The sequence below is a fragment of the Tabrizicola caldifontis genome (assembly GCF_004762095.1).
Lineage (GTDB): Bacteria > Pseudomonadota > Alphaproteobacteria > Rhodobacterales > Rhodobacteraceae > Tabrizicola > Tabrizicola caldifontis.
Genome location: NZ_SIJH01000017.1, coordinates 37,532 through 57,906, shown reverse-complemented (window position 1 = coordinate 57,906; position 20,375 = coordinate 37,532). Strand labels below are relative to the sequence as shown.

Sequence of the window (20,375 nt, the reverse complement as noted above, 5' to 3'; positions counted from 1 at the left end):
TCCGACCGTTGCAGAGTTCAGGCGCGCAGGGCGCCGCCGGTGGCCTTGGTCACCTTTTCGATGATCTTCGCCGAAACCGCCTCGATCTCGGCCTCGGTCAGGGTCGCCTCGGTCGGTTGCAGCCGAACGGTCAGGGCGATGGACTTCTTGCCCGGTCCCATCTGCGCCTCGGCCTTTGGCCCGCTGAACTGGTCGAAGACGCGGACGCTTTCGATCAGCGTCTTGTCGGCCCCCTGCGCCGCGTTGACGGCCGTCAGCGCCTCGACGTGGGCATCCACGACGAAGGCGAAGTCGCGTTCCACCGCCTGCAGATCGCTGATCGACAGGGCGGGGCGGGTGGGGGTCTTGACCTTGGGCACCGGAACGTTGGCGACGAGGACGGTGAAGGCCACAGCGGGGCCCTTCACATCCAGCGCCTGCAGGATGCGGGGATGCACCTCGCCGAATGTCGCCATCACGGTCGGCCCCAGCCCGATCGCGCCCGACCGGCCGGGATGCCACCATTGGGCGACCTTGCGGCTGATCTGCGCCCGGGCCGGCGCGCCCAAGGCGGCCAGCACCGCCTCGGCATCAGCCTTGGCGTCGAACACATCGACCATCCGGCGCGACCCGTGCGGATCGCGTGGTGCAGTGGCGCCGACAAGCAGGCCCGCGGCCTGCAGGTGCTGTTCGCCGGGCTCGCCGCCATGGAAGGCAGGGCCGACCTCGAACAGCGCCAGATCCATGAAGCCGCGCGCCTGGTTGCGCGCCGCCGCCGCCAGAAGGCCGGGCAGAAGATCGGGGCGCAGATGCGTCATTTCCGAGGAGATCGGGTTTTCGATCCGCACAGCATCGGACCCGCCGCCGAACAGCGCGGCGGCCCTGGCGTCGATGAAGCTGTAGGTCACGCATTCGTTGTAGCCGAGCGCGGCGATCGTGCGGCGCGCGGTGCGTTCGCGGACCTGCAGCGGCGTCAGGATCGGGCGCGGCACGCCGGGCTGCGTGCGGGCCATCGGCGCGCCCTGCAGTTTCGTCAGGCTGGCGATACGGGCGACTTCCTCGACCAGGTCGGCATCGCCAAGAATGTCGGGGCGCCAGCTGGGCGGGATCGCGTCGTTGCCGTTCAGGGTAAAGCCCAGAGCTTCAAGTGTGGCGCGCTGGGTGGCCTCGGGGATCTCCATTCCCACAAGGCTGACAACGCGGGCGGGGTCCAGCCGGTAGCTGCGCATGGTGTCCAGCGGCGCGCCGTCCTGCACCACCGTCCCGGCCTCACCGCCGCACAGGTCGAGGATCATCTGCGTGGCCAGTTCCAGCCCCGGCAGGGTGAAGGCCGGATCCACCCCGCGTTCGAATCGGTAGCGGGCGTCCGAGTTGATCTTCAGCGCACGCCCCGTCGCGGCGATGGTGATGGGATCCCAGTAGGCCGATTCAAGGAAGACGTCGGTGGTGTCCGGCGTGCAGCCCGAAGCCTCGCCGCCCATGATCCCGGCAAGGGACTCCGGGCCGTTGTCATCGGCAATGACCATGTTGGCGGGGGAAAGCGCATAGGTCTTGCCATCCAGCGCGAGCAGGGCTTCCCCGTCGCGAGCCGGGCGGATCACCAGGTCGCCCTTCACCTTGGCGGCGTCGAAGACGTGCAGCGGCCGGTTCAGGCCGAAGGTGAAGTAGTTGGTGATGTCCACCAGCGCCGAGATCGGACGCAGGCCGATGGCTTTCAGGCGGGCCTGCATCCAGTCGGGCGAAGGGCCGTTCTTCACGCCGCGGATCAGCCGGCCGGCAAAGTGGGGGCAGCCCTTCGCCTTCAGCGCAGGGTCGATACGGACGCCGATGGGGGTGGGGAAGGTGCCCTTGACCGCAGTCACGGCGAGCGGCTTCAACTTCCCCAGTCCGCGCGCGGCGAGGTCGCGGGCGATGCCACGCACGCCAAGCGCGTCGGGACGGTTCGGGGTGACCTTGATCTCGATCACCGGGTCGTTCAGCCCGCGATAGTCGATGAAGCGCATCCCCAAGGGCGCATCGGCGGGCAGTTCGATGATGCCGTCGTGATTGTCCGAAAGCATCAGTTCGCGTTCGGAACACAGCATCCCGTTCGATTCCACCCCGCGGATCACGCTAGGCTTCAGATCGACTCCCGTTCCGGGAACATGGGTTCCCGGTGGCGCGAACACACCGATCAGACCGGTCCGCGCATTGGGTGCGCCGCAGACGACCTGCACCTCCTCGGCCCGGCCGCCGGGGCCATCGGGAAAGGTTTCCACCCGGCAGACGCGCAGGCGGTCGGCATTGGGGTGCTGCACGGCCTCGATCACCCGGCAGATGCGGAAGGCGCCCAGCCGTGCCGCAGGATCCTCGATGCCCTCGACCTCAAGCCCCAGATCGGTCAGCGCCTCGGCAATGGCGGCGACGCTGGCCTCGGTGTCGAGGTGGTCCTTCAGCCAGGACAGGGTGAATTTCATCATGCGGGCTCCCGGTGTGCTTGGCGCGACCGGGCTTAGCGCAAAGGGCGCGCAAGGGGAAGCCGGGTCAGCCGCCCGTGATCCGGGCGTGCAGGCTGAACAGCCCGATGAGGATCGGCTGGTGGACCAGGTAGATGATCAGCGAATGACGGCCGGGAAAGGCAAGCCACCGCAGCGTGGGCGACGGCAGCCGGGCGGGCCAGCGGTCGATCCGCAGCGCGCGGGCCAGCCCGATCCCGGCCAGCGCCGGCGCGGCCCAGGGAAAGAGCGGCACATAGTCGCCCATCATCGGGCGGCTTTCGGCCAGTCCCGTCCAGACCAGCCAGATCGGGTCGAAGGCCGGGCTCTGCACCTTGACGCCGATTGCAAAGACAGCGGCAGCCAGCGCCAGCGTCGCCGGCCAGGGAAGGCGCAGGGCCGCAAGGCCCAGCAGGCTGACCGCCGCGATGGCATGCAGGATGCCGAACCAGATCGGCCCGCCGGGAACGAACCAAAGGCTTGCCAGCGTGACCAGAACGGCCGCGCCCGCGATTCTGGCCCATCGGACCCAGAAAGGCCGCCAGCGGACGCCCTGCCCATGGGCCAGCCACAGGCTGACGCCGGAAAGGAACAGGAAGCTGCCCGCGATCGCCCGTGCGAAATAATACCAGAACGGCTGATAGATCGTTTCGGGCGGGATGTGGCCGAAAAGCGCAAGGTCGAAAGTAAAGTGAAAGATGACCATGCAGACGATCGCGATCGTCCGGGCAAGGTCTAGCGCGATCAGGCGGCCGGCGGGATGGTCGGGGTCGGTCATGAGGGCCAGAGTGGTGCGGATCGGCGTGGGGCGCAAGGCGCAGGGCCGCGCGCAACCCCGGCCCGCATCCCGAAGGCCCTGCCCGCGGCTGCGATGCGGCGCCTTGCCCTAGAACAGTTGCAGCAGCCGCTTGAGATAGTCGAGTTCCTCGGTCGGCCGCATCAGCTCGCCCGAACGGCGGCGGATCTCGTCCAGCAGTTCCTGCGCGCGGCGGTTCGGGTCGTTCTGCACTATGTTCTCGTCCGATCCGATCCGCGCGGTTTCGCCCGGGCGACGGCCGAGCGGGTCGCGGCCTGCGGGGTCGGCGCTGCCGAAGCGCTGGTCGCCACCCTGCGCATCGCGGTTTTCACGCTGTTCCTGGGCCAGCGCCTCGCCAAAGTTCTGCAAGCCGTCGCGCATCGCTTCCATCGCTTCGGCCTGACGGTCCAGCGCACCGTCCAGATCGCCGCTGCGCAGTGCCTCTTCCGCCTGTTCCATCGCGCGGCCCGCGCGGTCCAGGTTGCGGCGGCCTTCCTCTCCGGCAGCAGTGCCGTCGCCCGGCAGCTGGCCGCGCTGCAACTGGTCCAGCCGGTTGCGCAGTTCCTGCTGGCGTTCGGCCAGCGAGCCCTGGCCCTGGCCGTCGCCCTGCTGTTCGCCGCCCTCCTGCCCCTCCGGCTGCTGGCCGTTCCGGCCTTCCTGCATGTCGCGGTAGGCATCGTCGGACAGCTGTTGCTGGTCGCGCAGGGTCTGGCCCAGTTCGCCCATCGGGCCGCCCTGGCCCTGGCCGCCCTGGCCCTGAACGACCTGCATGTTCTGCATCAGCTGGCGCAGCTGTTCCATCAGTTCGGCAGCCTCGGCGGTGCGGCCTTCCTCCATCAGGCGCTGCAGCTCGTCCAGCATCTGCTGCAGCTGGTCGCCCGACATCATCTGGCCCTGCATCATCCCCTGCTGCTGCTGATCGGGGTTGCGCTGCGCCTCCTCGGCCAGTTCGCGCATGTATTCGTTCAGCGCCTGCTGCATCTCGCGCATCAGCTGGTCGATCTCCTCGGGCGAGGCGCCATTGCGGATCGCCTCGTCCAGCCGGTCCTGCGCGCGCTGCAGCCGTTCGAAGGCGTCCTGAAGATTTCCCTCCTCGACCATCAGCGCGATGGTCCACAGATCCTCGGCCAGCCGGTCGCGGTCCTCGACCGAGAGGCTGGCCTCACGCGCCTCAAGCTCGCGGATCAGTACGCGCAGGTAAAGGAAGGCCCGCTCATGCCGGATGAAACCTTCGGGCCGGTGCGTCACCGCCTTCAGCAGCTCCACCGCACGCGGGGCGTTGATCCGGTTCCACAGGATGTCCCGCCGCATCTCGATCAGCGCGGCGGCCAGGGGGTCGAAGAACCGTTTGCCGGGCAGCGTCACGCTGTAGGGTTGGGACTGGCCTTCCTGACCCGCCGCATCGACCGCCGCGAAGACCATGGTCACCGGAAGATTGGCGAAGACGTGCTTCGACAGGTCGTCGATCAGCGTCTCGGCAATGTCGGTCCGCTTGCCCGACAGGGGCATGGGCAGATCCAGCGTCACCGGCTCTACCGGCTCGGGGTCGGGGGCAAGCCCGTGGCGGCGGTCGATCCTGGCCAGGTCAAGGGTGATGGTGACCCGGCCCGCGACGACGCCGTAATCGTCGGTGGCCGTGAACCCCTGCCTGAAGCGGCCGTCCGCCTCGCGCCCCATGGCGCCGGAAACCGCGATCACCGGCAGGCCGTCGGGCAGCGCCTTGATCTGCCATTCGCGGCCGTTCGGTCCCTCTATCGCCAGGTGGCCGGAGCGGGTGACGGTCAGGTCGCTGACGCCGGCCATGCCCTCGGGCGCGGCTGCCGCAGGTGTGGCCCCGCCTTCCGAGGGCGTGGCGGGTGGTGGTGGGTCGGCGACAGTCTGCGTGACCGTCAGGCCGCCTTCCGGGCCATAGACCCGGATCTGGATCCGGGTGCCGGTCGGCAGTTCGATGGTGTCGGCGGTGATTTCGTTCAGGTAAAGCGATGGCTTTCCGGTATAGGCCGGCGGCTGGGCCCAGCCTTCCCAGCTTGGCCCGCCCGGCATGGCGACAGCTGCGCCGGGTGCCAGGCCCGATACGCTGGCCACACGCCAGAAGGATCCGAAGATCAGCGCCATGACAAAGGCGGTCAGCGCGACGTAGCGCAAGGAAAACGGGTCGCGCGACGACAGTCGCAGGTCGGGCGGCACGGGGCGGGCAGTTGCGGCGCGGGCGGCCATGCGGTCAAGATGTGCCTGCCATACGGCCAGCGAAGCGGGGTCTGCCGTGCCGATGGCCTGCCGGTCCAGCAGGGCCGATATGGGGCGCCCCGGCATCGTTGCATCCAGCCGGACAAGCGCGTCGATCATCGTGGGTTTGCGGAAGCGCCGCAGGCCCAGCCCCAGAAGGACCAGCGCGGCAAGACCGACCAAGCCCCCGCCGATCTGCGCCCAGCGCAGGGGTCCGACATCCTGAACGCCGAAGGCAAGCGCCGCCAGTACCAGCAGAATCAGCGACCACAGTGGCCAGAAGGCGCGCGCCAGCCGCTCTGACCACAGCCCCAGAAGCGTCAGGCGCATCGGCCAGACAAGTGTTTTCAGCGGCGGTTCCGGGGTCTTTCCAGTCATCTCACCTGCCCTGGGACGGCCCCGACACGCTGCATCGCGTCACAGCCACGGCGGAATGGTATCGCGCCGCAGGATTTCGTCAAAGGTCGGTCTTTCCCTGATGACAGCGAAGTGATCCCCGTTGACCAGCACCTCCGGTACCAGCGGCCGGGTGTTGTATTCCGAGGCCATCACCGCGCCATAGGCACCGGCCGAGCGGAAGGCGATCAGGTCGCCTTCTGCCACCAGCGGCAGCTCGCGCCCCCTGGCAAAGGTGTCACCGGTCTCGCAGACCGGACCGACCACGTCGAACTCCTGCGTCGGCGCCGCAACGGGGGGCTCGGCCACGGTCACGATGTCATGGTGCGCACCATACATCGAGGGGCGCACCAGATCGTTCATCGCCGCGTCGAGGATCAGGAAATCGCGCCCCTCACCATTCTTGATGTAGATGACAGACGCCACCAGAAGACCCGCATTGCCGGAAATCAGCCTTCCGGGCTCGATCTCGATCTCGCAGCCCAGATCGCCGACCGTCCGCTTGATCAGCGCGCCATAGTCGGTGGGCAGGGGCGGCGCCTCGTTCGAGCGGGTGTAGGGGATGCCAAGCCCGCCGCCGAGGTCGAGGCGGGTGATGGTGTGGCCTTCGCTGCGCAGGCGGCGGGTCAGGTCGGCGACCTTGAGATAGGCCTGTTCGAAGGGTTCCAACTCGGTCAGCTGGCTGCCGATGTGGACGTCGATGCCGACCACCTGAAGCCCCGGCAGGGCGGCGGCTTCGGCATAGACCTCGGACGCACGGGCAATCGGTATGCCGAACTTGTTCTCCTTCTTGCCGGTGGCGATCTTCTCGTGCGTGCGCGCGTCCACATCCGGGTTGACGCGAATGGTGATCGGCGCGGTCAGGCCAAGCGAGGTCGCCACCTCGGACAGGGCGCGCAGTTCTGGTTCGCTTTCGACGTTGAACTGGCGGATCCCGCCGGTCAGCGCCAGCCGCATCTCCTCGCGCGTTTTCCCCACGCCCGAGAACACGATGCGCTCGCCCGGCACACCCGCGGCCTTTGCCCGCAGGTATTCCCCGCCCGAGACCACATCCATCCCCGCGCCCAGATTGCCCAGTGTCTTCAGCACCGCGACGTTCGACAGCGACTTGATCGCGAAGCACACCAGATGCGGCAAGGGGGCCAGAGCATCGGTGAACAGCCGGTAGTGCCGCGTCAGCGTCGCGGTGGAATAGACATAGAACGGGGTGCCCACTGTCGCGGCGATATCGGGGATCGCCACACCCTCGGCGTGCAGCGTGCCGTTCCGGTAAAGAAAATGGTCCATCGTCGCCCCCATTCGCCCGTGCCGTCATAGCCAAGCGCCGCGCGGGTGCAAAGCGCCGATTTCGGACCTCTGGCCATTCGCGCCCGGCTGGCTAGGATGTCCGCCAGCAAGGAGATCGCCATGGCACGCACCGTCATCATCGAGGCCCACGGTGGGCCCGAGGTTATGAAACTGATCGACCGCCCGGTCGGGGAACCGGGGCCCGGGGAAATCCGCATCCGGCACATGGCCTGCGGTCTGAACTTCATCGACATCTATCAGCGCACGGGGCTTTATCCTCTGCCGCTTCCGGCGGCGCTGGGCATGGAAGGGTCTGGCGTGGTCGAGGCGGTGGGGCCGGGCGTCACCCACCTGAAACCGGGCGACCGGGCGGCCTATGCGGCGAACCTGCCCGGTGCCTATGCCGAGGCGCGCGTCATGCCTGCCGCCCAGGTCTGCCCCCTGCCCGAAGGCATCGGCTTCGACGAAGGGGCGGCGATGATGCTGAAGGGCATGACGGTACACTACCTTTTCCGCCGCACCACGCCCCTGAAGGCCGGGGATACGGTGCTGTTTCATGCGGCCGCCGGCGGCGTCGGTCTCATCGCCTGCCAGTGGGCCAGGGCGGAAGGCATCACCCTCATCGCCACGGCCGGGTCGGACGAGAAATGCCGCCTTGCGCTCGACCATGGCGCGGCCCACGCAATCAACTACCGGAGCGAGGATTTCGTCGCCCGCGTGAAGGAGTTGACGGGCGGCAAGGGCGTCGATGTGGTGATGGACGCGGTCGGAAAGGACACGTTCGACGGCAGCCTTGACTGCCTGAAACCCCTGGGGATGCTGATTTCCTTCGGCAACGCCAGCGGCAAGGTACCGCCTTTCGACATCGGCATCCTGGCGGCGAAGGGCTCGCTCAAGCTGACCCGGCAGACGATCTTCACCCACATCGCAGACCATGCCACCTGCCAGCAGATGGCGCGCGAACTGTTCGACATGGTCCTGTCGGGCAAGGTGAAGATCCGCATCGACCAGCGCTTCCCTCTCGACCGGGTGGCAGATGCCCACCGCGCGCTCGAATCCCGCGCCACGACCGGGCAGACCATCCTGACGCCCTGATCTTCCTGTCTGCTCGCGCATCCTCACAGGGACCGGTCGTGAAGGCCCCCGGCGCCAAGGCGCGCTGGCGCTTGCGCCGGAGGCGGGGCAAGAACCTTGCGCGCAATGCGCTCAATGCGGTCGCCGGGCCGAGCGCAGGAACAGATACAGCGGCAGCCCGCAACTGACGCCGATGCAGAAGGTCGCCGGGATCGCCACCAGATGCGCCCAGGCCCGGCGACCGATCGCCTCGGCCAGGATCCAGACGGTCAGGGCTATCGCCGCGATGGTCAGATCCCAGGTCAGCCCCGTCGTCGAGGCATTGACATACCAGGCGTCGATCAGCCCGGACAGGCCGGTGCCCGTCTCGCGCATGTAGGTGACGAACCAGTACATCGGATGCACCGCCCCCCAGATCGCCAGCGCAAGGTAGGCCAGACGCAGCGGGCTCACTTGACCGCCACGCCGATCTGCGCTTCGCCCGAAATGCTCAGTCCGGGTTTCGCGGGGGGCTGAGGTTCGCCATCGGCGCCGCAGGCGGCAAGGGCAAGGCAGGCGACAAGGAAAAGACGGGTCATCGCGGATCCTTTGCTTCGGTCAGGTCGGGACCGAGGGTTGCACCCCGGCCCGCGTCTGGCAAGGCGGGGATCGCCCGGCCTTACCCGAGGATTGCCTTCCAGCGCGCGATCTGTTCCCGCACCCGCTCTGGCGCCGTTCCACCATAGGATGTGCGGCTGCGAACCGAATTTTCCACCCCGAGAACGCTGAAGACCTCGGCCGTGATTGCGGGGTGAACAGACTGCATCTGGGCAAGGCTCAGCTGCGGCAGGTCGATGCCCTGCGCCTCGGCCATGGCGACCAGGGCACCCGTCACATGATGCGCCTCGCGGAACGGCAGGCCAAGCGCGCGCACCAGCCAGTCGGCCAGGTCGGTCGCGGTGGAAAACCCGCTGGCCGCCGCTGCCGCCAGAACCTCGCGGTTGGCGGCCATGTCACCGACCATCCCGGTCATCGCGGCCAGCCCCAGCATCAGGTTGTCAGCGGCGTCGAAAACCTGTTCCTTGTCTTCCTGCATGTCCTTGGAATAGGTCAGCGCCAGCCCTTTCATCACTGTGAACAGGGCCACCGTCGCCCCGAGAATCCGCCCAAGCTTGGCGCGCAGAAGCTCGGCCGCGTCGGGGTTCTTCTTCTGGGGCATGATGCTCGACCCGGTGGTCCACCTGTCCGACAGGCGCACGAACCGGAACTGCGCGCTGGACCAGATCACCAGCTCTTCGGCAAAGCGCGACAGGTGCATGGCGCAGATCGAGGCCGCTGACAGGAACTCCAGCGCGAAATCCCGGTCACTGACCGAATCCAGGCTGTTCGCCGTCGGCCGGTCGAAGCCCAGGGCCTTCGCGGTCATGTGCCGGTCGATGGGAAAGCTGGTTCCAGCCAGCGCCGCCGCGCCCAGCGGGCATTCATTCATCCGCCGCCGCGCATCCTCGAACCGCGACCGGTCGCGGGCCAGCATTTCGACATAGGCCAGCATGTGGTGGCCCCAGGTCACCGGCTGCGCGGTCTGCAGGTGGGTGAAGCCAGGCATCACCCAATCCGCCCCGGCCTCGGCCTGCGCCAGGAACGCCCGCATCAGCCCGGTCAGCCCGGCAATGGCCTGATCGCACTGGTCGCGGACCCACAGCCGGAAATCCACCGCCACCTGATCGTTGCGCGACCGTCCGGTGTGCAGCCGCTTGCCCGCCTCGCCGATCCGCTCGGTCAGCCGGGCCTCGATGTTCAGGTGGATGTCCTCAAGCTCGGGCGTGAAGGGGAACTGGCCCGCCTCGATCTCTGACAAGATCGCGAGCAGCCCTTCCCCAATCGCCTCGGCATCCTTATTGCTGATGATGCCCTGCGCGGCCAACATGGCGGCATGGGCCCGGCTGCCCGCGATATCCTGCGCGTAAAGCCGCTGGTCGAACCCGATCGAGGCGTTGATCGCCTGCATGATCGCATCCGGCCCGGCTGAGAAACGCCCGCCCCACATCTGGTTGGCGGCTTTGGACGGGGGGCTGTCGGTCATGAGGGCGGCCTTCGGATGAGGTGGAACGTGCGGAAATTTCTGGTCGTCCTCTACACGGGCTTCCTGCTTGGTGCAAACCCGGTTGCGGCCGATGTCGCATCCCTGCGCGACGGCGACATGAAGAAGCTTGCCCTGCATGACGAACCGGTCGCCATCCCCGAGGTCGTGCTGCTGGATGCCCGGGACGGCCAGCACAGCCTGTCCGGCTACAGGGGCAAATGGGTGGTGCTGAACTTCTGGGCCACCTGGTGCGCCCCATGCCGGCACGAGATGCCCTCGCTTGACCGGTTGCAGGCGGCGATGCCCGAGATTGCGGTGGTGCCGGTAGCTACCGGCCGGAATGCCGTGGCCGGGATCGAGCGCTTCTTCGCCGAGATCGAGATCCGGCATCTGCCCGTTCTGCGCGACCCCAAATCCGAACTGGCGCGCGGGATGGGGGTCATGGGCCTGCCGGTAACCGTGATCCTGAACCCCGAGGGGCAGGAGGTCGCCCGTCTGATCGGCGATGCCGAATGGGACAGCAACAGCGCCAAGGCGATTCTCGCGGCGCTTGCGTCCGGGTCGTAGGGGGGTCAGAGTCGGCGCCGCGCCCGCAGGGCCGCGCCGATGGTGCCGTCGTCGAGATAGTCGAGTTCCCCGCCGATCGGCACGCCCTGCGCCAGGGTCGTGATCTGCGCATCGGTGCCGGCCAGCGCATCGGCAATGTAATGCGCGGTGGTCTGGCCATCGACCGTCGCGTTCAGCGCCAGGATCACCTCGCGGGTGCCTTCCGTGGCCACCCGCTCGACCAGACGCGGGATGCCCAGCTCATCGGGGCCGATCGCGTCCAGCGCAGACAGCGTGCCGCCCAGCACATGATATCGGCCTCGAAAGACCTGCCCCCGCTCCATCGCCCAGAGGTCAGCCACATCCTCGACCACGCAGATTTCACCCGTCGCGCGCGCGGGATCGGCGCAGATCGCGCAGGTCTCGGTGGTGGAGATGTTGCCGCAGACCTGACAGTCCTTCGCGGTCAATGCGACCTCGGCCATGGCCTGGGCAAGCGGTGCCATCAACTGCGCGCGCTTCTTCAACAGGACCAGCACCGCCCGCCGCGCTGACCGGGGACCAAGGCCGGGAAGCCGGGCCATCAGGTCGATCAGGGCCTCGATGCCGGTTTGGTCCACCATCTCAAAACGGCAGTTTCATGCCCGGCGGCACGCCCATGGCTTCCGCCAGCTTCGCCATTTCCGCCTCGGTCCGCTCACGCGCCTTCGCCTGCGCGTCACGGATCGCGGCAAGGATCAGATCCTCGACCACTTCCTTTTCCGACGCCACCAGGATCGAGGGGTCGATGTCCAGCCCCGTCACCTCGCCCTTGGCGGTGGCTCGGGCCTTTACCAGCCCCGCCCCGGCCTCGCCGATCACGACGGTGCGCGCCAGTTCCGCCTGAAGCTCGGCATATTTCGCCTGCATCTCGGTGGCGGCCTTCATCATCTTGGCCATGTCGCCAAGCCCGCCCAATCCGCCCAGACCTTTCAGCATGTCGTTCTCCGTCCGTTTCGTCCGAGATACGGTCCCGACCGCACCGGCGCAAGGTGGGCGTCATTCTTCAAAGGGATCCCAGTCCTCGTCCGTTTCGGGTTCGGCGGCTGGCATCGCCGACGAAGCAGCTTCGGCGGTCAGGGCTTCGGGGGTTCTGACCTCGGTGATCTTCGCGCCGGGAAAGGCTGTCAGGATCGCCTGGACCAGGGGGTTTCCTGCTGCTTCCGCGCGCAGGCGTGCCAGTTCCAGATCCCGCGCCTCGGCGATCGTCGGGGCCCCGCCCGACGACACGACCGAAACGGCCCAGCGCGTGCCGGTCCAGCCCTGCAGACGCTGGCCAAGGCGTGCGGCCAGGTCGGATCTTGCACCGGGAGCGAGTTCGAATTCGATCCGTCCGGGCGAATAGCGCACCAGCCGCAGGCCGGTTTCCACCTCGTTCAGAAGCAGCATGTCGCGTCGGGACCGGATCAGTTCGACCACCGATTCAAAGGTCGCATAGACCTGCAGCTGCCCCGCAGCCAGCGCCGGGGCGGCGGCGGTCATGGTCGGGCCGAGGCTGGGGGCCGCATGGGCCGGCGCAAGGCGTGGGGCATGGACCGTGCCGCCGCCGTTGCCAATCCCCGTGCCGCCGCCGGCCGCGGCCTCACCCGGCATCGCGGGCGGGCGCGGGCTTTCGGACAGCTTCCTGACCAGCGTCTCGGGGTCGGGCAGGTCGGCGACATGGGTCAGGCGGATCACCGCCATTTCGGCCGCCATCATCGCGTTCGGGGCCAGCGCCACCTCTTCGATGGCCTTGAGCAGCATCTGCCACATCCGCGTCAGCGCCCGCATCGGCAGGCGCGCCGCCATGTCCTGCCCGCGCGCCTGTTCGTCGGGCGGCGTGGTCGGATCCTCGGCCGAGGCCGGGTTGATCTTGATGACTGAAATCCAGTGCGTGATCTCGGCCAGGTCGCGCAGCACGGCCATCGGGTCGGCCCCGTCGGCATATTGCGCCGAAAGCTCCGCCAGCGCCGCAGCTGCGTCGCCCTTCATGATCAGATCGAAGAGGTCCAGCGTCCGGCCCCGGTCGGCCAGCCCCAGCATGGCGCGCACCTGGTCGCCGGTGGTTTCCCCCGCGCCATGGGCGATGGCCTGGTCCATCAGGCTCATCGCGTCGCGGACCGAGCCTTCGGCGGCGCGGGTGATCAGGGCCAGCGCCTCGGGGGCAAGCTTCGCGCCCTCGGCCTCAGCGACCTTCGCCAGATGGGCCATCATCACCTCGGGCTCGATCCGCTTCAGGTCGAAGCGCTGGCAGCGCGACAGGACCGTGACGGGGACCTTGCGGATCTCGGTGGTGGCGAAGATGAACTTCACATGCGCAGGCGGTTCCTCAAGCGTCTTGAGAAGCGCGTTGAAGGCCGCGGTGGACAGCATGTGCACTTCGTCGATGATGTAGACCTTGAAGCGCGCCGAGGCCGCCCGATAGTGGACCGAGTCGATGATCTCGCGGATGTCGCCGACCCCGGTTCGCGAGGCTGCGTCCATTTCCAGCACATCGACGTGGCGGCCCTCGGCGATGGCGCGGCAGGGCTCGCAGACCCCGCAGGGTTCGGTGGTGGGGCCGCCGGTGCCGTCGGGGCCGATGCAGTTCAGCCCCTTGGCGATGATGCGGGCGGTGGTGGTCTTGCCGACCCCGCGCACGCCGGTCATCACGAAGGCATGGGCGATCCGGTCTGCGGCGAAGGCGTTCTTCAGGGTGCGCACCATCGCCTCTTGCCCGATCAGGTCGGCAAAGGTCTGCGGGCGGTATTTGCGGGCAAGGACCTGATAGGCGGGCTGGTCTGACATGGACACTCCTGTTGCGGAAAGCTTAGACGCCTGGGGCAGAGGGGACAAGGTGAGAGGCCGGACCGTGCCGAGCAGAAAGGAAATGATGTGAAAGCAGCTATTTGACTGATTGCCCTGCCGATCTTTCCGGCTGCGCCTGTAGCGCCGTGCGCAGCAGGTCTGGCGCCAGCACCGTCAAGGCGCGACGCCTTGAGTTTCAGATTCATTGATCTTCCAATCCAGAACAGACGATTGCTGCAAGGTCTGCGCAGGCGAGGAAGGTCTTTGTGAAGCGGTCGTAGCGTAAAGCCTTGCCGACCGACTTCCGGCCCGGGATGCAGGGGCGCAACCCCGTGTCTTTCAACGCGTTGCGGAACCAGCCGGCGCTTTAGCCCCGATGGGCATTCAGCCATTCGGCGGCAGGCAGACTGCGCGGCAGGGGCGCAGCAGCGGTGCAGGCGCTGTCCTGGCCCGCGGCCATGAAGAACCGCAGCTGGCGCCCTCTCACGTCTGCAAAGGCCTACCGCCCGGTGTTCATTGCACCCTTCAAGCACCCGATCAGGCGCCCGTGCCTGTCATAAGGTGCTCCTTTCGGCCCCAAGGCTTGATGCCTTGCGATACGTCGCGCCGATCATGGCGCCCCTCTCCCCGGTCCCTCCGCTTTCAGCGATTGCAGGGTGGTCTTCGGCAGTCATGCTCCCGACGCGCATCTCGCCATTGCAACCTGTCGCGATTGATGAAGACAATCCCGCTCGACCCGCGCCCATCATCGACGTGTGGCTTGCCCTGGCCCTTGGGAAAGAAGGGCGCCGCCCTCCATCTGCGTCCTGGACAGCGAGAATGGATTGCTCATCATCCCCGCCGGTTCGGGGGCCTGAATCACGCCGACCGTCCGCCATCAGGCGAAGGAACGGATCCTGACCCCTGGGGGGCCGGTATGACCTTGCCGGGGTTCATCCGGTTGTCCGGGTCCAGCGCCGCCTTGACTGCCCGCATCACCTCCAGCGCGACCGGGTTCTTCCGCCGCGCCATCGAGTTCAGCTTGGACAACCCTACCCCGTGTTCAGCCGAAAAACTGCCGCCAAGCTCGGCCACCACATCCTCGACCGTCTCCATCACGCGGTCCTTCAGCGCGGCATCCTCACGGGTCGGAAAGACGGTGAAATGCAGGTTGCCGTCGCCCAGATGGGCAACCGTCAGGGTCCGGTGTCCGGGGTCCAGCACCTCGAGTCGGCGCAGGGCCTCGTTCAGGAAGCGCTCCACCCGGTCCAGCGGCAGGCAGACGTCGGTATCGACGACCGGGGTCAGGCCGACGCAGATTTCCGCCGCCGCCTCGCGCCGGGCCCACATCGCGCGGCGCTGCTGTTCGTTGCGCGCCACCACGGCATCGGTGACCAGCCCTTCCTCCATCATGCCCATCAGCACGCTTTCCAGAAGGCTCACCAGTGGCACCTCGCCGGCCTCGTCCGGCGCGGCCTCGGCGGACACGGTGGTCGCCGCCTCGATCAGGATCGTCACCTCGGGGATATGGTCGAAGGGCAGGCCCAGGTCGGGCCGCGCGGCGCGCAGCCGTTCGGAATAGCTGCGCGGCATGAACTCGAAGGCCTCGACCCGGCCCCCCGTCGCCTCCTGCATCTGGTTCAGAAGCACCAGTGCGTCGGGCAGCGACCGCGCGGCCAGCGTCGCCGTTGCATAAGCCTTGGGCGCCGGAACCAGCTTCATCACCGCCGCGGTGATGATCCCCAGCGTGCCTTCCGCGCCGATGAACATCTGTTTCAGGTCATAGCCCGAATTGTCCTTGTGCAGCTCGCTCATCAGGTCCAGCACGCGTCCGTCGGCCAGCACCACCTCCAGCCCCAGGCAAAGGCCCCGGGTAGAGCCATAGCGCAGCACGTTCGACCCGCCCGCATTGGTGGACAGAACGCCTCCCAGCATTGCCGACCCCCGCGCGCCGAACCACAGGGGGAAATACAGCCCCTCCGCCTCGGCCGCGTCGTGCAGGCGCGACAAGATCACCCCGGCTTCGGCCACCACCAGGCGCGCGTCGCGCTTGACGGCGCGGATGCGGTTCATCCGCTCCAGGCTGACCATCAGCCCGCCCTTGGTCATCGTGCCGCCGACCAGCCCGGTATTGCCTCCGATCGGCACCACCGGCAGCCCATGGGCAGCGGCGATCTTCACGCAGGCCGCAACCTCGGCCGTGGAGGCAGGCCGCGCCACCGCGACCGGGGCGCCGTGATACTTGCCCATCCAGTCGCGCGCATGGCCAGCCGTATCAGCCCCGGTCAGCACGTTCGCCGCACCGATGGCCGCCTGAAGATCCTCGATCAAACCCATCACCGTCCCCCGTGTCGGGGCGAGCCTAATCCAGCGGTGCTCAGGGAAACAGCCCCTCGCAATACCAGCCGTCGGTCACCGCGCCGCCCCGGCCGTAGAAGAGCCACAGCTTCTCGCCGCCTTCCACCTCGACCCGCCAGTAGTCGCGTGCGCCGCCACGCCAGTCGGGATCCTCCAGCCACCATTCCGGCATCAGCCGCTCCGGTCCTGCCGCCATGCGCAGGGTGAAGTCGCGCCGCCGCCAGCGGAAGCGCGCGGGCGGTTCGGGGGTTTCGGGCGCGTCCACCGGCTCGGGCCGGAAGATGATCAGTGGGCGCGGCGTGGGGGATGCCGGCCAGGGTCCGTCATGCGCCTGGCTCCAGGCGGCCATCAGCACCTGCGCCGCCTTGGCCGGCACATGGCTGTCGGAAGGGGCAAGCCGCGTCACCGCCTCGTGCCCCAGCCGCGCGCCCAGCCGGCCGACCAGATCGTCCAGCGCATGGGCGCGGTCCGCTGCGCGGGCCATGGCCGCCGCCGTCACCTCCATCTGGCCGCGATGCTGGACCTGCACCATCGCCTCGGTCACCAGCGCCTCGACCCGCAGGCAGTCGATCCCGAAGCCGGGGTCGATCTGGTCCAGCTTCAGATGCAGCAGCGGGCGGATGCGGTCGGGCGTGTCGGCGGCGCGGGCGAGACCGACCTCGATCACCGAGACCCCGCCATCGGCCCGGAAGGCCTGAACCGCCACCCGCCGCGCGCCCCGGCCGCGTTCGCGCAGCCGGTCGCAGAGGGGCGGCAGCAGCCGGTCGAGCGCCGCCTCGATATCCGACCGCAAGCCGATCGGGTCGGGCAGCGTCAGGCGCACCGCGAAATGCAGCGGCGGGCGCGCGGGGGTGATGGGCTCCGGCTCCATCCCCATCGCCTGATCCAGCCGGCGCAGCGTGTCGGCGCCGAAGCGGCGGGCGAGTGCGGCGCGCGGCAGCTCCATCAGGTCGGCCACCCGCTTCAGCCCCAGCCGCATCAGCCGCTCGACCGTCGCGCCTTCCAGCCGCAGGGCGGCAAGCGGCAGGTCGGCCAGGGCCTCGCGCAAACCGCCCGGGGGGGCGATCACCGCAGCCTCCGCCCCCCGCGCCGTCACCGGGCGCGGCGGGCTGCCGCCCCGTTCCCAGCCCCGGCGCCTGGCGGCACGTGAGCGGGTGGCCCGCGCCTCCTGGTCGATCATGTCGCCCGACCGCAGCGGCGCCACCCCGGCCCGGGCATAGCGCGCCAGCCCCCAGGCCGCGCCCGGCGTGTCGGCGATCCCCGCGCGCACCGTCAGCCCCAGATCGGCGCAATCGCCCGCGACCTGCGCCAGCACCGCCTCTTCGCCCCCGAACAGATGCGCCGTTCCGGTCAGGTCGATCATCAGCCCGGCGGGCGGTTCCTCGGCCACCCAGGGCGAGAAGCGCCCCGCCCAGCGGCGAAGACCGGTCAGGAACCGTGCCTCGGCAAGCGGATCCTCGGCCACCGTCAAGAGGGCCGGGCAGATCGCCGTGGCATCGCGCAGGGCCTGGCCGGGCACCAGCCCTGCCGCCTCGGCCCCCGGCGACAGCGACACCAGCACCTGCGCGCCGCCCCTGTCCCCCACCACGGCCAGGGGCGGGGCGTCGATGTCCTGCCGGCGCCGCAGCACCCGTTCCGCCGCCAGCCGCGGAAACCACAGCGAAAGGATGCGACGCCCGGCCATCTCCGACTCTCTTGTTCGCCATATGTTCCTTATTGCCAGCTGATATGCGGCAGGTCGAGTCCCCCCTGCGACCCCGGATGACAACTGCGTGAGGGCCGGAAGCCCGCACTTCCGCGACGGACTGCCGCCCCTATACTTCCCCGGCAATCCAGCACGGGAGCCAAAGAATGAAACATGTCAAAGCCTTCGCCATCGGGGCCGTTCTGGCTGCCGGTGCCGCCTTTGCCCAGGATGTCGAACCCACCGATCCCAATGCCGTTGCCCGGTCCGAGCTGATGAAGCTGGTGGGCATGAACACGGGCATCCTTGGCAACATGGCCCAGGGCAAGGATCCCTATGATGCCGCCAAGGCCGAGGCGGCCAAGGCCGCCCTGATCGAGGCCGCAGGCAAGATCGAGGCCACCTTCGCCGAACAGGGCGGGGCTGACCCGGCCTCCGAGGCCAAGCCCGAGATCTGGGCGAACTGGGATGACTTCCTGGCCAAGGCCAAGGCCATGGGCGATGCCGCTGGCGCCATCGACGTCGCCTCGGTCGAAAGCATCGGCGCGGGCATGGGTGCCATCGGCGGCACCTGCCGCGACTGCCATTCCACATACCGCGTGATGAAGAACTGATCCGGCCCACTGGGCAGGATACAGGGCCCCGGTCCGATCCAGCCGGGGCCTTCTGCTGCCGCAGCCGATCACCCCAACCTTGCCGCAGCCGTTCCGCTGACGGTCATCTAAGGTGTTCAGAGTAACGCCAGAGGGCGCGGATCAGCCGCAGACCACCCGCTCGATCACGTCGCGCCGGTCCAGCCAGAAGTTCAGTCTGTCGGCGCGGTAGTCCATCGTCACTGCCATGCCATGCTGGATCACCCGCACGTCCTGGGAAAACCGCATCCCGTCCAGCATCACCCCGGGCTTGCCCACCAGATACTGATAGGCCGATGCACCGCAGGCGTCGGGGGGCTCGGTCGGCAGGGGCTCGGTCACCACGCAGGCGGCCAGCAGCGGCGCGGCAAGCGCAAGGGCGACAATCGCATGTCTCATGGTCGTTTCCTGAATTGCCTTTCGCGGCAGTCTGTCACACCTTGGCCCGGACCATAAGGGAGGGAAAACCTGATGCGCACCCGTGCCGCCGTCGCCGTCGCCGCCGGAAAACCGCTTGAAATCATGGAAGTGAACCTCGACGACCCGAAAGAGGGCGAGGTTCTGGTCGAGATCAAGGCCACCGGCATCTGCCATACCGACGAATTCACGCTGTCGGGCGCCGACCCCGAAGGCATCTTCCCCTCGATCCTGGGGCACGAGGGCGCGGGGGTGGTGGTGAAGTGCGGCCCCGGCGTCAAGACGCTGAAACCGGGGGATCACGTCATCCCGCTTTACACCCCCGAATGCCGGGAATGCCCCTCGTGCCTTTCCCGCAAGACCAACCTCTGCACCGCGATCCGCGACACGCAGGGCAAGGGGCTGATGCCGGACGGGACGACGCGGTTCTCGATGCTCGACGGCACGCCGATCCATCACTACATGGGCTGCTCGACCTTCGCCAACCACACGGTCCTGCCGGAAATCGCGCTGGCGAAGGTGCGCGAGGACGCGCCCTTCGACAAGATCTGCTACATCGGCTGCGGCGTGACCACTGGGGTCGGCGCTGTGCTGAACACCGCCAATGTCGAGGCAGGGGCGACGGCGGCGGTCTTCGGCCTGGGCGGGATCGGGCTGAACGTGATCCAGGGGCTGAAGCTGGCGGGCGCCGACAAGATCATCGGCATCGACATCAACGACGACAAGGAGGAATGGGGCCGCCGCTTTGGCATGACCCATTTCGTCAACCCCACCAAGATCGAGGGCGACATCGTTCCCCACATCGTCAACATGACGAAGACCCCCTTCGACAAGATCGGCGGCGTCGACTACTCGTTCGACTGCACCGGCAACGTCAAGGTGATGCGGGCGGCGCTGGAATGCACCCACCGCGGCTGGGGCCAGTCGATCATCATCGGGGTGGCGCCGGCCGGGGCGACCATCGAGACGCGGCCCTTCCAGCTGGTCACCGGCCGGGTCTGGAAAGGCACTGCCTTCGGCGGCGCGCGGGGACGGACGGATGTGCCGAAGATCGTGGACTGGTACATGGACGGCAAGATCGAGATCGACCCGATGATCACCCACATCCTCACGCTGGACGAAATCAACAAGGGCTTCGACCTTATGCATCAGGGCAAGTCGATCCGCTCGGTGGTGGTGTTCTGATCAGGCGCAACGCGGGCAAGGATATGAATACCTGACTTGGTGCGTGGCCTGACTGGCGCGATCCTCTGTTCCGGCCGGTGATTTTGCGGCCGGTCTTTCTTGAGGATATAGGAGCAAACCATGTCAGACATGTCCCGGGGCCAGGTTTCGGCCCTTCTGCCCGCGGTCCTGGTCGCCTCGGGCCTTTCGCTTGCCGCAGCCGGTCCCGCTCTGGCGGTGGGCTCGGCCGTCGTGCCCGCCACCGGAGAGCTGCCTGCCGTCATGCAGGCGCTGCCGCAGGGCTTTGCGATCCCCGACCGGCTGGCGGCCTATGAACGCGAGCAGGTCGAAGAGACCCAGGTCGCCATGCGCTTTCTGGACTGGCTTTTCGGGGACGAGCCGGTGAACCGCTGCGGCACCACCTCGGGCTGCCGCTCGGGCTGGGACGACAGCGACTGCTTCTAGGCTGACCTGCCGGGGCACGCAGGCCGCGTGC

General features: G+C 68.1%; 18 protein-coding genes and 1 pseudogene. 5 read left to right on the top strand and 14 right to left on the bottom strand.

Annotated features, from left to right (window positions below):
- Window positions 1–17 precede the first annotated feature (17 nt).
- The 4 genes from pheT to lysA all read right to left on the bottom strand — a co-directional run bounded on the left by pheT (window position 18) and on the right by lysA (window position 7,158).
- The gene (gene pheT, locus EYB42_RS14725; protein ID WP_135450904.1) at window positions 18–2,435 is read right to left on the bottom strand and encodes a phenylalanine--tRNA ligase subunit beta; all 2,418 of its coding nucleotides are present in this window, start codon (window positions 2,433–2,435) and stop codon (window positions 18–20) included.
- Window positions 2,436–2,502: 67 nt separating this feature from the next.
- Entirely contained in the window at window positions 2,503–3,267 is a 765-nt protein-coding gene (locus tag EYB42_RS14720) for a heparan-alpha-glucosaminide N-acetyltransferase (protein ID WP_167851037.1), read from the bottom strand.
- Between the two features lie 72 nt (window positions 3,268–3,339).
- Window positions 3,340–5,853, bottom strand: coding sequence for a TIGR02302 family protein (locus EYB42_RS14715; protein ID WP_135450883.1), 2,514 nt, complete (start codon window positions 5,851–5,853; stop codon window positions 3,340–3,342).
- A 39-nt stretch (window positions 5,854–5,892) separates the two neighbouring features.
- The gene (lysA, locus tag EYB42_RS14710; protein WP_135450882.1) at window positions 5,893–7,158 is read right to left on the bottom strand and encodes a diaminopimelate decarboxylase; all 1,266 of its coding nucleotides are present in this window, start codon (window positions 7,156–7,158) and stop codon (window positions 5,893–5,895) included.
- 120 nt (window positions 7,159–7,278) lie between these two features.
- On the opposite strand from lysA, the gene EYB42_RS14705 reads away from it, so the two are divergent.
- Window positions 7,279–8,253: a quinone oxidoreductase family protein gene (locus EYB42_RS14705; protein ID WP_135450881.1), complete on the top strand. Its 975-nt coding sequence runs from the start codon at window positions 7,279–7,281 to the stop codon at window positions 8,251–8,253.
- 111 nt (window positions 8,254–8,364) lie between these two features.
- On the opposite strand, the gene EYB42_RS14700 is transcribed toward EYB42_RS14705, so the two are convergent.
- From EYB42_RS14700 to argH, 3 genes are all read right to left on the bottom strand, one after another.
- Window positions 8,365–8,685, bottom strand: a complete 321-nt coding sequence (locus tag EYB42_RS14700) for a DUF2834 domain-containing protein (RefSeq protein WP_135450880.1) — start codon at window positions 8,683–8,685, stop codon at window positions 8,365–8,367.
- Window positions 8,682–8,810, bottom strand: a complete 129-nt coding sequence (locus EYB42_RS17740; RefSeq protein ID WP_256371633.1) for a hypothetical protein — start codon at window positions 8,808–8,810, stop codon at window positions 8,682–8,684. The genes EYB42_RS14700 and EYB42_RS17740 overlap by 4 nt, the downstream gene beginning before the upstream one ends.
- 80 nt (window positions 8,811–8,890) lie before the next feature.
- The gene (argH, locus tag EYB42_RS14695) at window positions 8,891–10,294 is read right to left on the bottom strand and encodes an argininosuccinate lyase (protein WP_135450879.1); all 1,404 of its coding nucleotides are present in this window, start codon (window positions 10,292–10,294) and stop codon (window positions 8,891–8,893) included.
- Between the two features lie 27 nt (window positions 10,295–10,321).
- On the opposite strand from argH, the gene EYB42_RS14690 reads away from it, so the two are divergent.
- Window positions 10,322–10,861 carry a TlpA family protein disulfide reductase gene (locus EYB42_RS14690; protein WP_240784190.1) on the top strand — a complete coding sequence of 180 codons (540 nt, stop codon included), beginning with the start codon at window positions 10,322–10,324 and terminating at the stop codon, window positions 10,859–10,861.
- Window positions 10,862–10,866: 5 nt separating this feature from the next.
- On the opposite strand, the gene recR is transcribed toward EYB42_RS14690, so the two are convergent.
- The 6 genes and pseudogenes from recR to EYB42_RS14660 all read right to left on the bottom strand — a co-directional run bounded on the left by recR (window position 10,867) and on the right by EYB42_RS14660 (window position 17,666).
- On the bottom strand, window positions 10,867–11,463 hold the full coding sequence (gene recR, locus EYB42_RS14685; RefSeq protein WP_135450877.1) for a recombination mediator RecR: 597 nt from the start codon (window positions 11,461–11,463) through the stop codon (window positions 10,867–10,869).
- Between the two features lies 1 nt (window position 11,464).
- Window positions 11,465–11,818 (bottom strand): YbaB/EbfC family nucleoid-associated protein, encoded by a 354-nt coding sequence (locus EYB42_RS14680; protein ID WP_135450876.1) that lies wholly within the window; start codon window positions 11,816–11,818, stop codon window positions 11,465–11,467.
- A gap of 60 nt (window positions 11,819–11,878) precedes the next feature.
- Window positions 11,879–13,645, bottom strand: coding sequence for a DNA polymerase III subunit gamma/tau (locus EYB42_RS14675; RefSeq protein ID WP_135450875.1), 1,767 nt, complete (start codon window positions 13,643–13,645; stop codon window positions 11,879–11,881).
- A 202-nt stretch (window positions 13,646–13,847) separates the two neighbouring features.
- A pseudogene (locus EYB42_RS14670) lies at window positions 13,848–14,477 on the bottom strand (IS5/IS1182 family transposase).
- A 26-nt stretch (window positions 14,478–14,503) separates the two neighbouring features.
- Complete coding sequence (locus tag EYB42_RS14665) at window positions 14,504–15,961, bottom strand: FAD-binding oxidoreductase (protein ID WP_135450874.1); 1,458 nt, start codon at window positions 15,959–15,961, stop codon at window positions 14,504–14,506.
- A 40-nt stretch (window positions 15,962–16,001) separates the two neighbouring features.
- Window positions 16,002–17,666: a Y-family DNA polymerase gene (locus tag EYB42_RS14660; RefSeq protein WP_135450873.1), complete on the bottom strand. Its 1,665-nt coding sequence runs from the start codon at window positions 17,664–17,666 to the stop codon at window positions 16,002–16,004.
- Window positions 17,667–17,833: 167 nt separating this feature from the next.
- On the opposite strand from EYB42_RS14660, the gene EYB42_RS14655 reads away from it, so the two are divergent.
- A complete protein-coding gene (locus EYB42_RS14655) occupies window positions 17,834–18,280 on the top strand; it encodes a c-type cytochrome (RefSeq protein WP_135450872.1) in 447 nt (148 codons plus the stop codon).
- A gap of 141 nt (window positions 18,281–18,421) precedes the next feature.
- On the opposite strand, the gene EYB42_RS14650 is transcribed toward EYB42_RS14655, so the two are convergent.
- Window positions 18,422–18,697, bottom strand: a complete 276-nt coding sequence (locus tag EYB42_RS14650; RefSeq protein WP_135450871.1) for an I78 family peptidase inhibitor — start codon at window positions 18,695–18,697, stop codon at window positions 18,422–18,424.
- Between the two features lie 72 nt (window positions 18,698–18,769).
- Here EYB42_RS14650 and EYB42_RS14645 point away from each other — a divergent pair, with 72 nt between their 5' ends.
- Both EYB42_RS14645 and EYB42_RS14640 read left to right on the top strand, forming a co-directional pair.
- On the top strand, window positions 18,770–19,900 hold the full coding sequence (locus EYB42_RS14645; protein WP_135450870.1) for an S-(hydroxymethyl)glutathione dehydrogenase/class III alcohol dehydrogenase: 1,131 nt from the start codon (window positions 18,770–18,772) through the stop codon (window positions 19,898–19,900).
- Between the two features lie 120 nt (window positions 19,901–20,020).
- On the top strand, window positions 20,021–20,344 hold the full coding sequence (locus EYB42_RS14640; RefSeq protein ID WP_135450869.1) for a hypothetical protein: 324 nt from the start codon (window positions 20,021–20,023) through the stop codon (window positions 20,342–20,344).
- The last annotated feature ends 31 nt before the right edge of the window (window positions 20,345–20,375 follow it).

What these genes read in the sequence shown, in the direction of transcription:
- lysA (WP_135450882.1), bottom strand. Translation starts at nt 7,158, where the DNA reads ATGGACCATTTTCTTTACCGGAACGGCACGCTGCACGCCGAGGGTGTG.
- argH (WP_135450879.1), bottom strand. Translation starts at nt 10,294, where the DNA reads ATGACCGACAGCCCCCCGTCCAAAGCCGCCAACCAGATGTGGGGCGGG.
- EYB42_RS14680 (WP_135450876.1), bottom strand. Translation starts at nt 11,818, where the DNA reads ATGCTGAAAGGTCTGGGCGGATTGGGCGGGCTTGGCGACATGGCCAAG.
- EYB42_RS14645 (WP_135450870.1), top strand. Translation starts at nt 18,770, where the DNA reads ATGCGCACCCGTGCCGCCGTCGCCGTCGCCGCCGGAAAACCGCTTGAA.
- EYB42_RS17740 (WP_256371633.1), bottom strand. Translation starts at nt 8,810, where the DNA reads ATGACCCGTCTTTTCCTTGTCGCCTGCCTTGCCCTTGCCGCCTGCGGC.
- EYB42_RS14660 (WP_135450873.1), bottom strand. Translation starts at nt 17,666, where the DNA reads ATGGCCGGGCGTCGCATCCTTTCGCTGTGGTTTCCGCGGCTGGCGGCG.
- EYB42_RS14655 (WP_135450872.1), top strand. Translation starts at nt 17,834, where the DNA reads ATGAAACATGTCAAAGCCTTCGCCATCGGGGCCGTTCTGGCTGCCGGT.
- EYB42_RS14640 (WP_135450869.1), top strand. Translation starts at nt 20,021, where the DNA reads ATGTCAGACATGTCCCGGGGCCAGGTTTCGGCCCTTCTGCCCGCGGTC.
- recR (WP_135450877.1), bottom strand. Translation starts at nt 11,463, where the DNA reads ATGGTGGACCAAACCGGCATCGAGGCCCTGATCGACCTGATGGCCCGG.
- EYB42_RS14715 (WP_135450883.1), bottom strand. Translation starts at nt 5,853, where the DNA reads ATGACTGGAAAGACCCCGGAACCGCCGCTGAAAACACTTGTCTGGCCG.
- pheT (WP_135450904.1), bottom strand. Translation starts at nt 2,435, where the DNA reads ATGAAATTCACCCTGTCCTGGCTGAAGGACCACCTCGACACCGAGGCC.
- EYB42_RS14665 (WP_135450874.1), bottom strand. Translation starts at nt 15,961, where the DNA reads ATGGGTTTGATCGAGGATCTTCAGGCGGCCATCGGTGCGGCGAACGTG.
- EYB42_RS14675 (WP_135450875.1), bottom strand. Translation starts at nt 13,645, where the DNA reads ATGTCAGACCAGCCCGCCTATCAGGTCCTTGCCCGCAAATACCGCCCG.
- EYB42_RS14705 (WP_135450881.1), top strand. Translation starts at nt 7,279, where the DNA reads ATGGCACGCACCGTCATCATCGAGGCCCACGGTGGGCCCGAGGTTATG.
- EYB42_RS14650 (WP_135450871.1), bottom strand. Translation starts at nt 18,697, where the DNA reads ATGAGACATGCGATTGTCGCCCTTGCGCTTGCCGCGCCGCTGCTGGCC.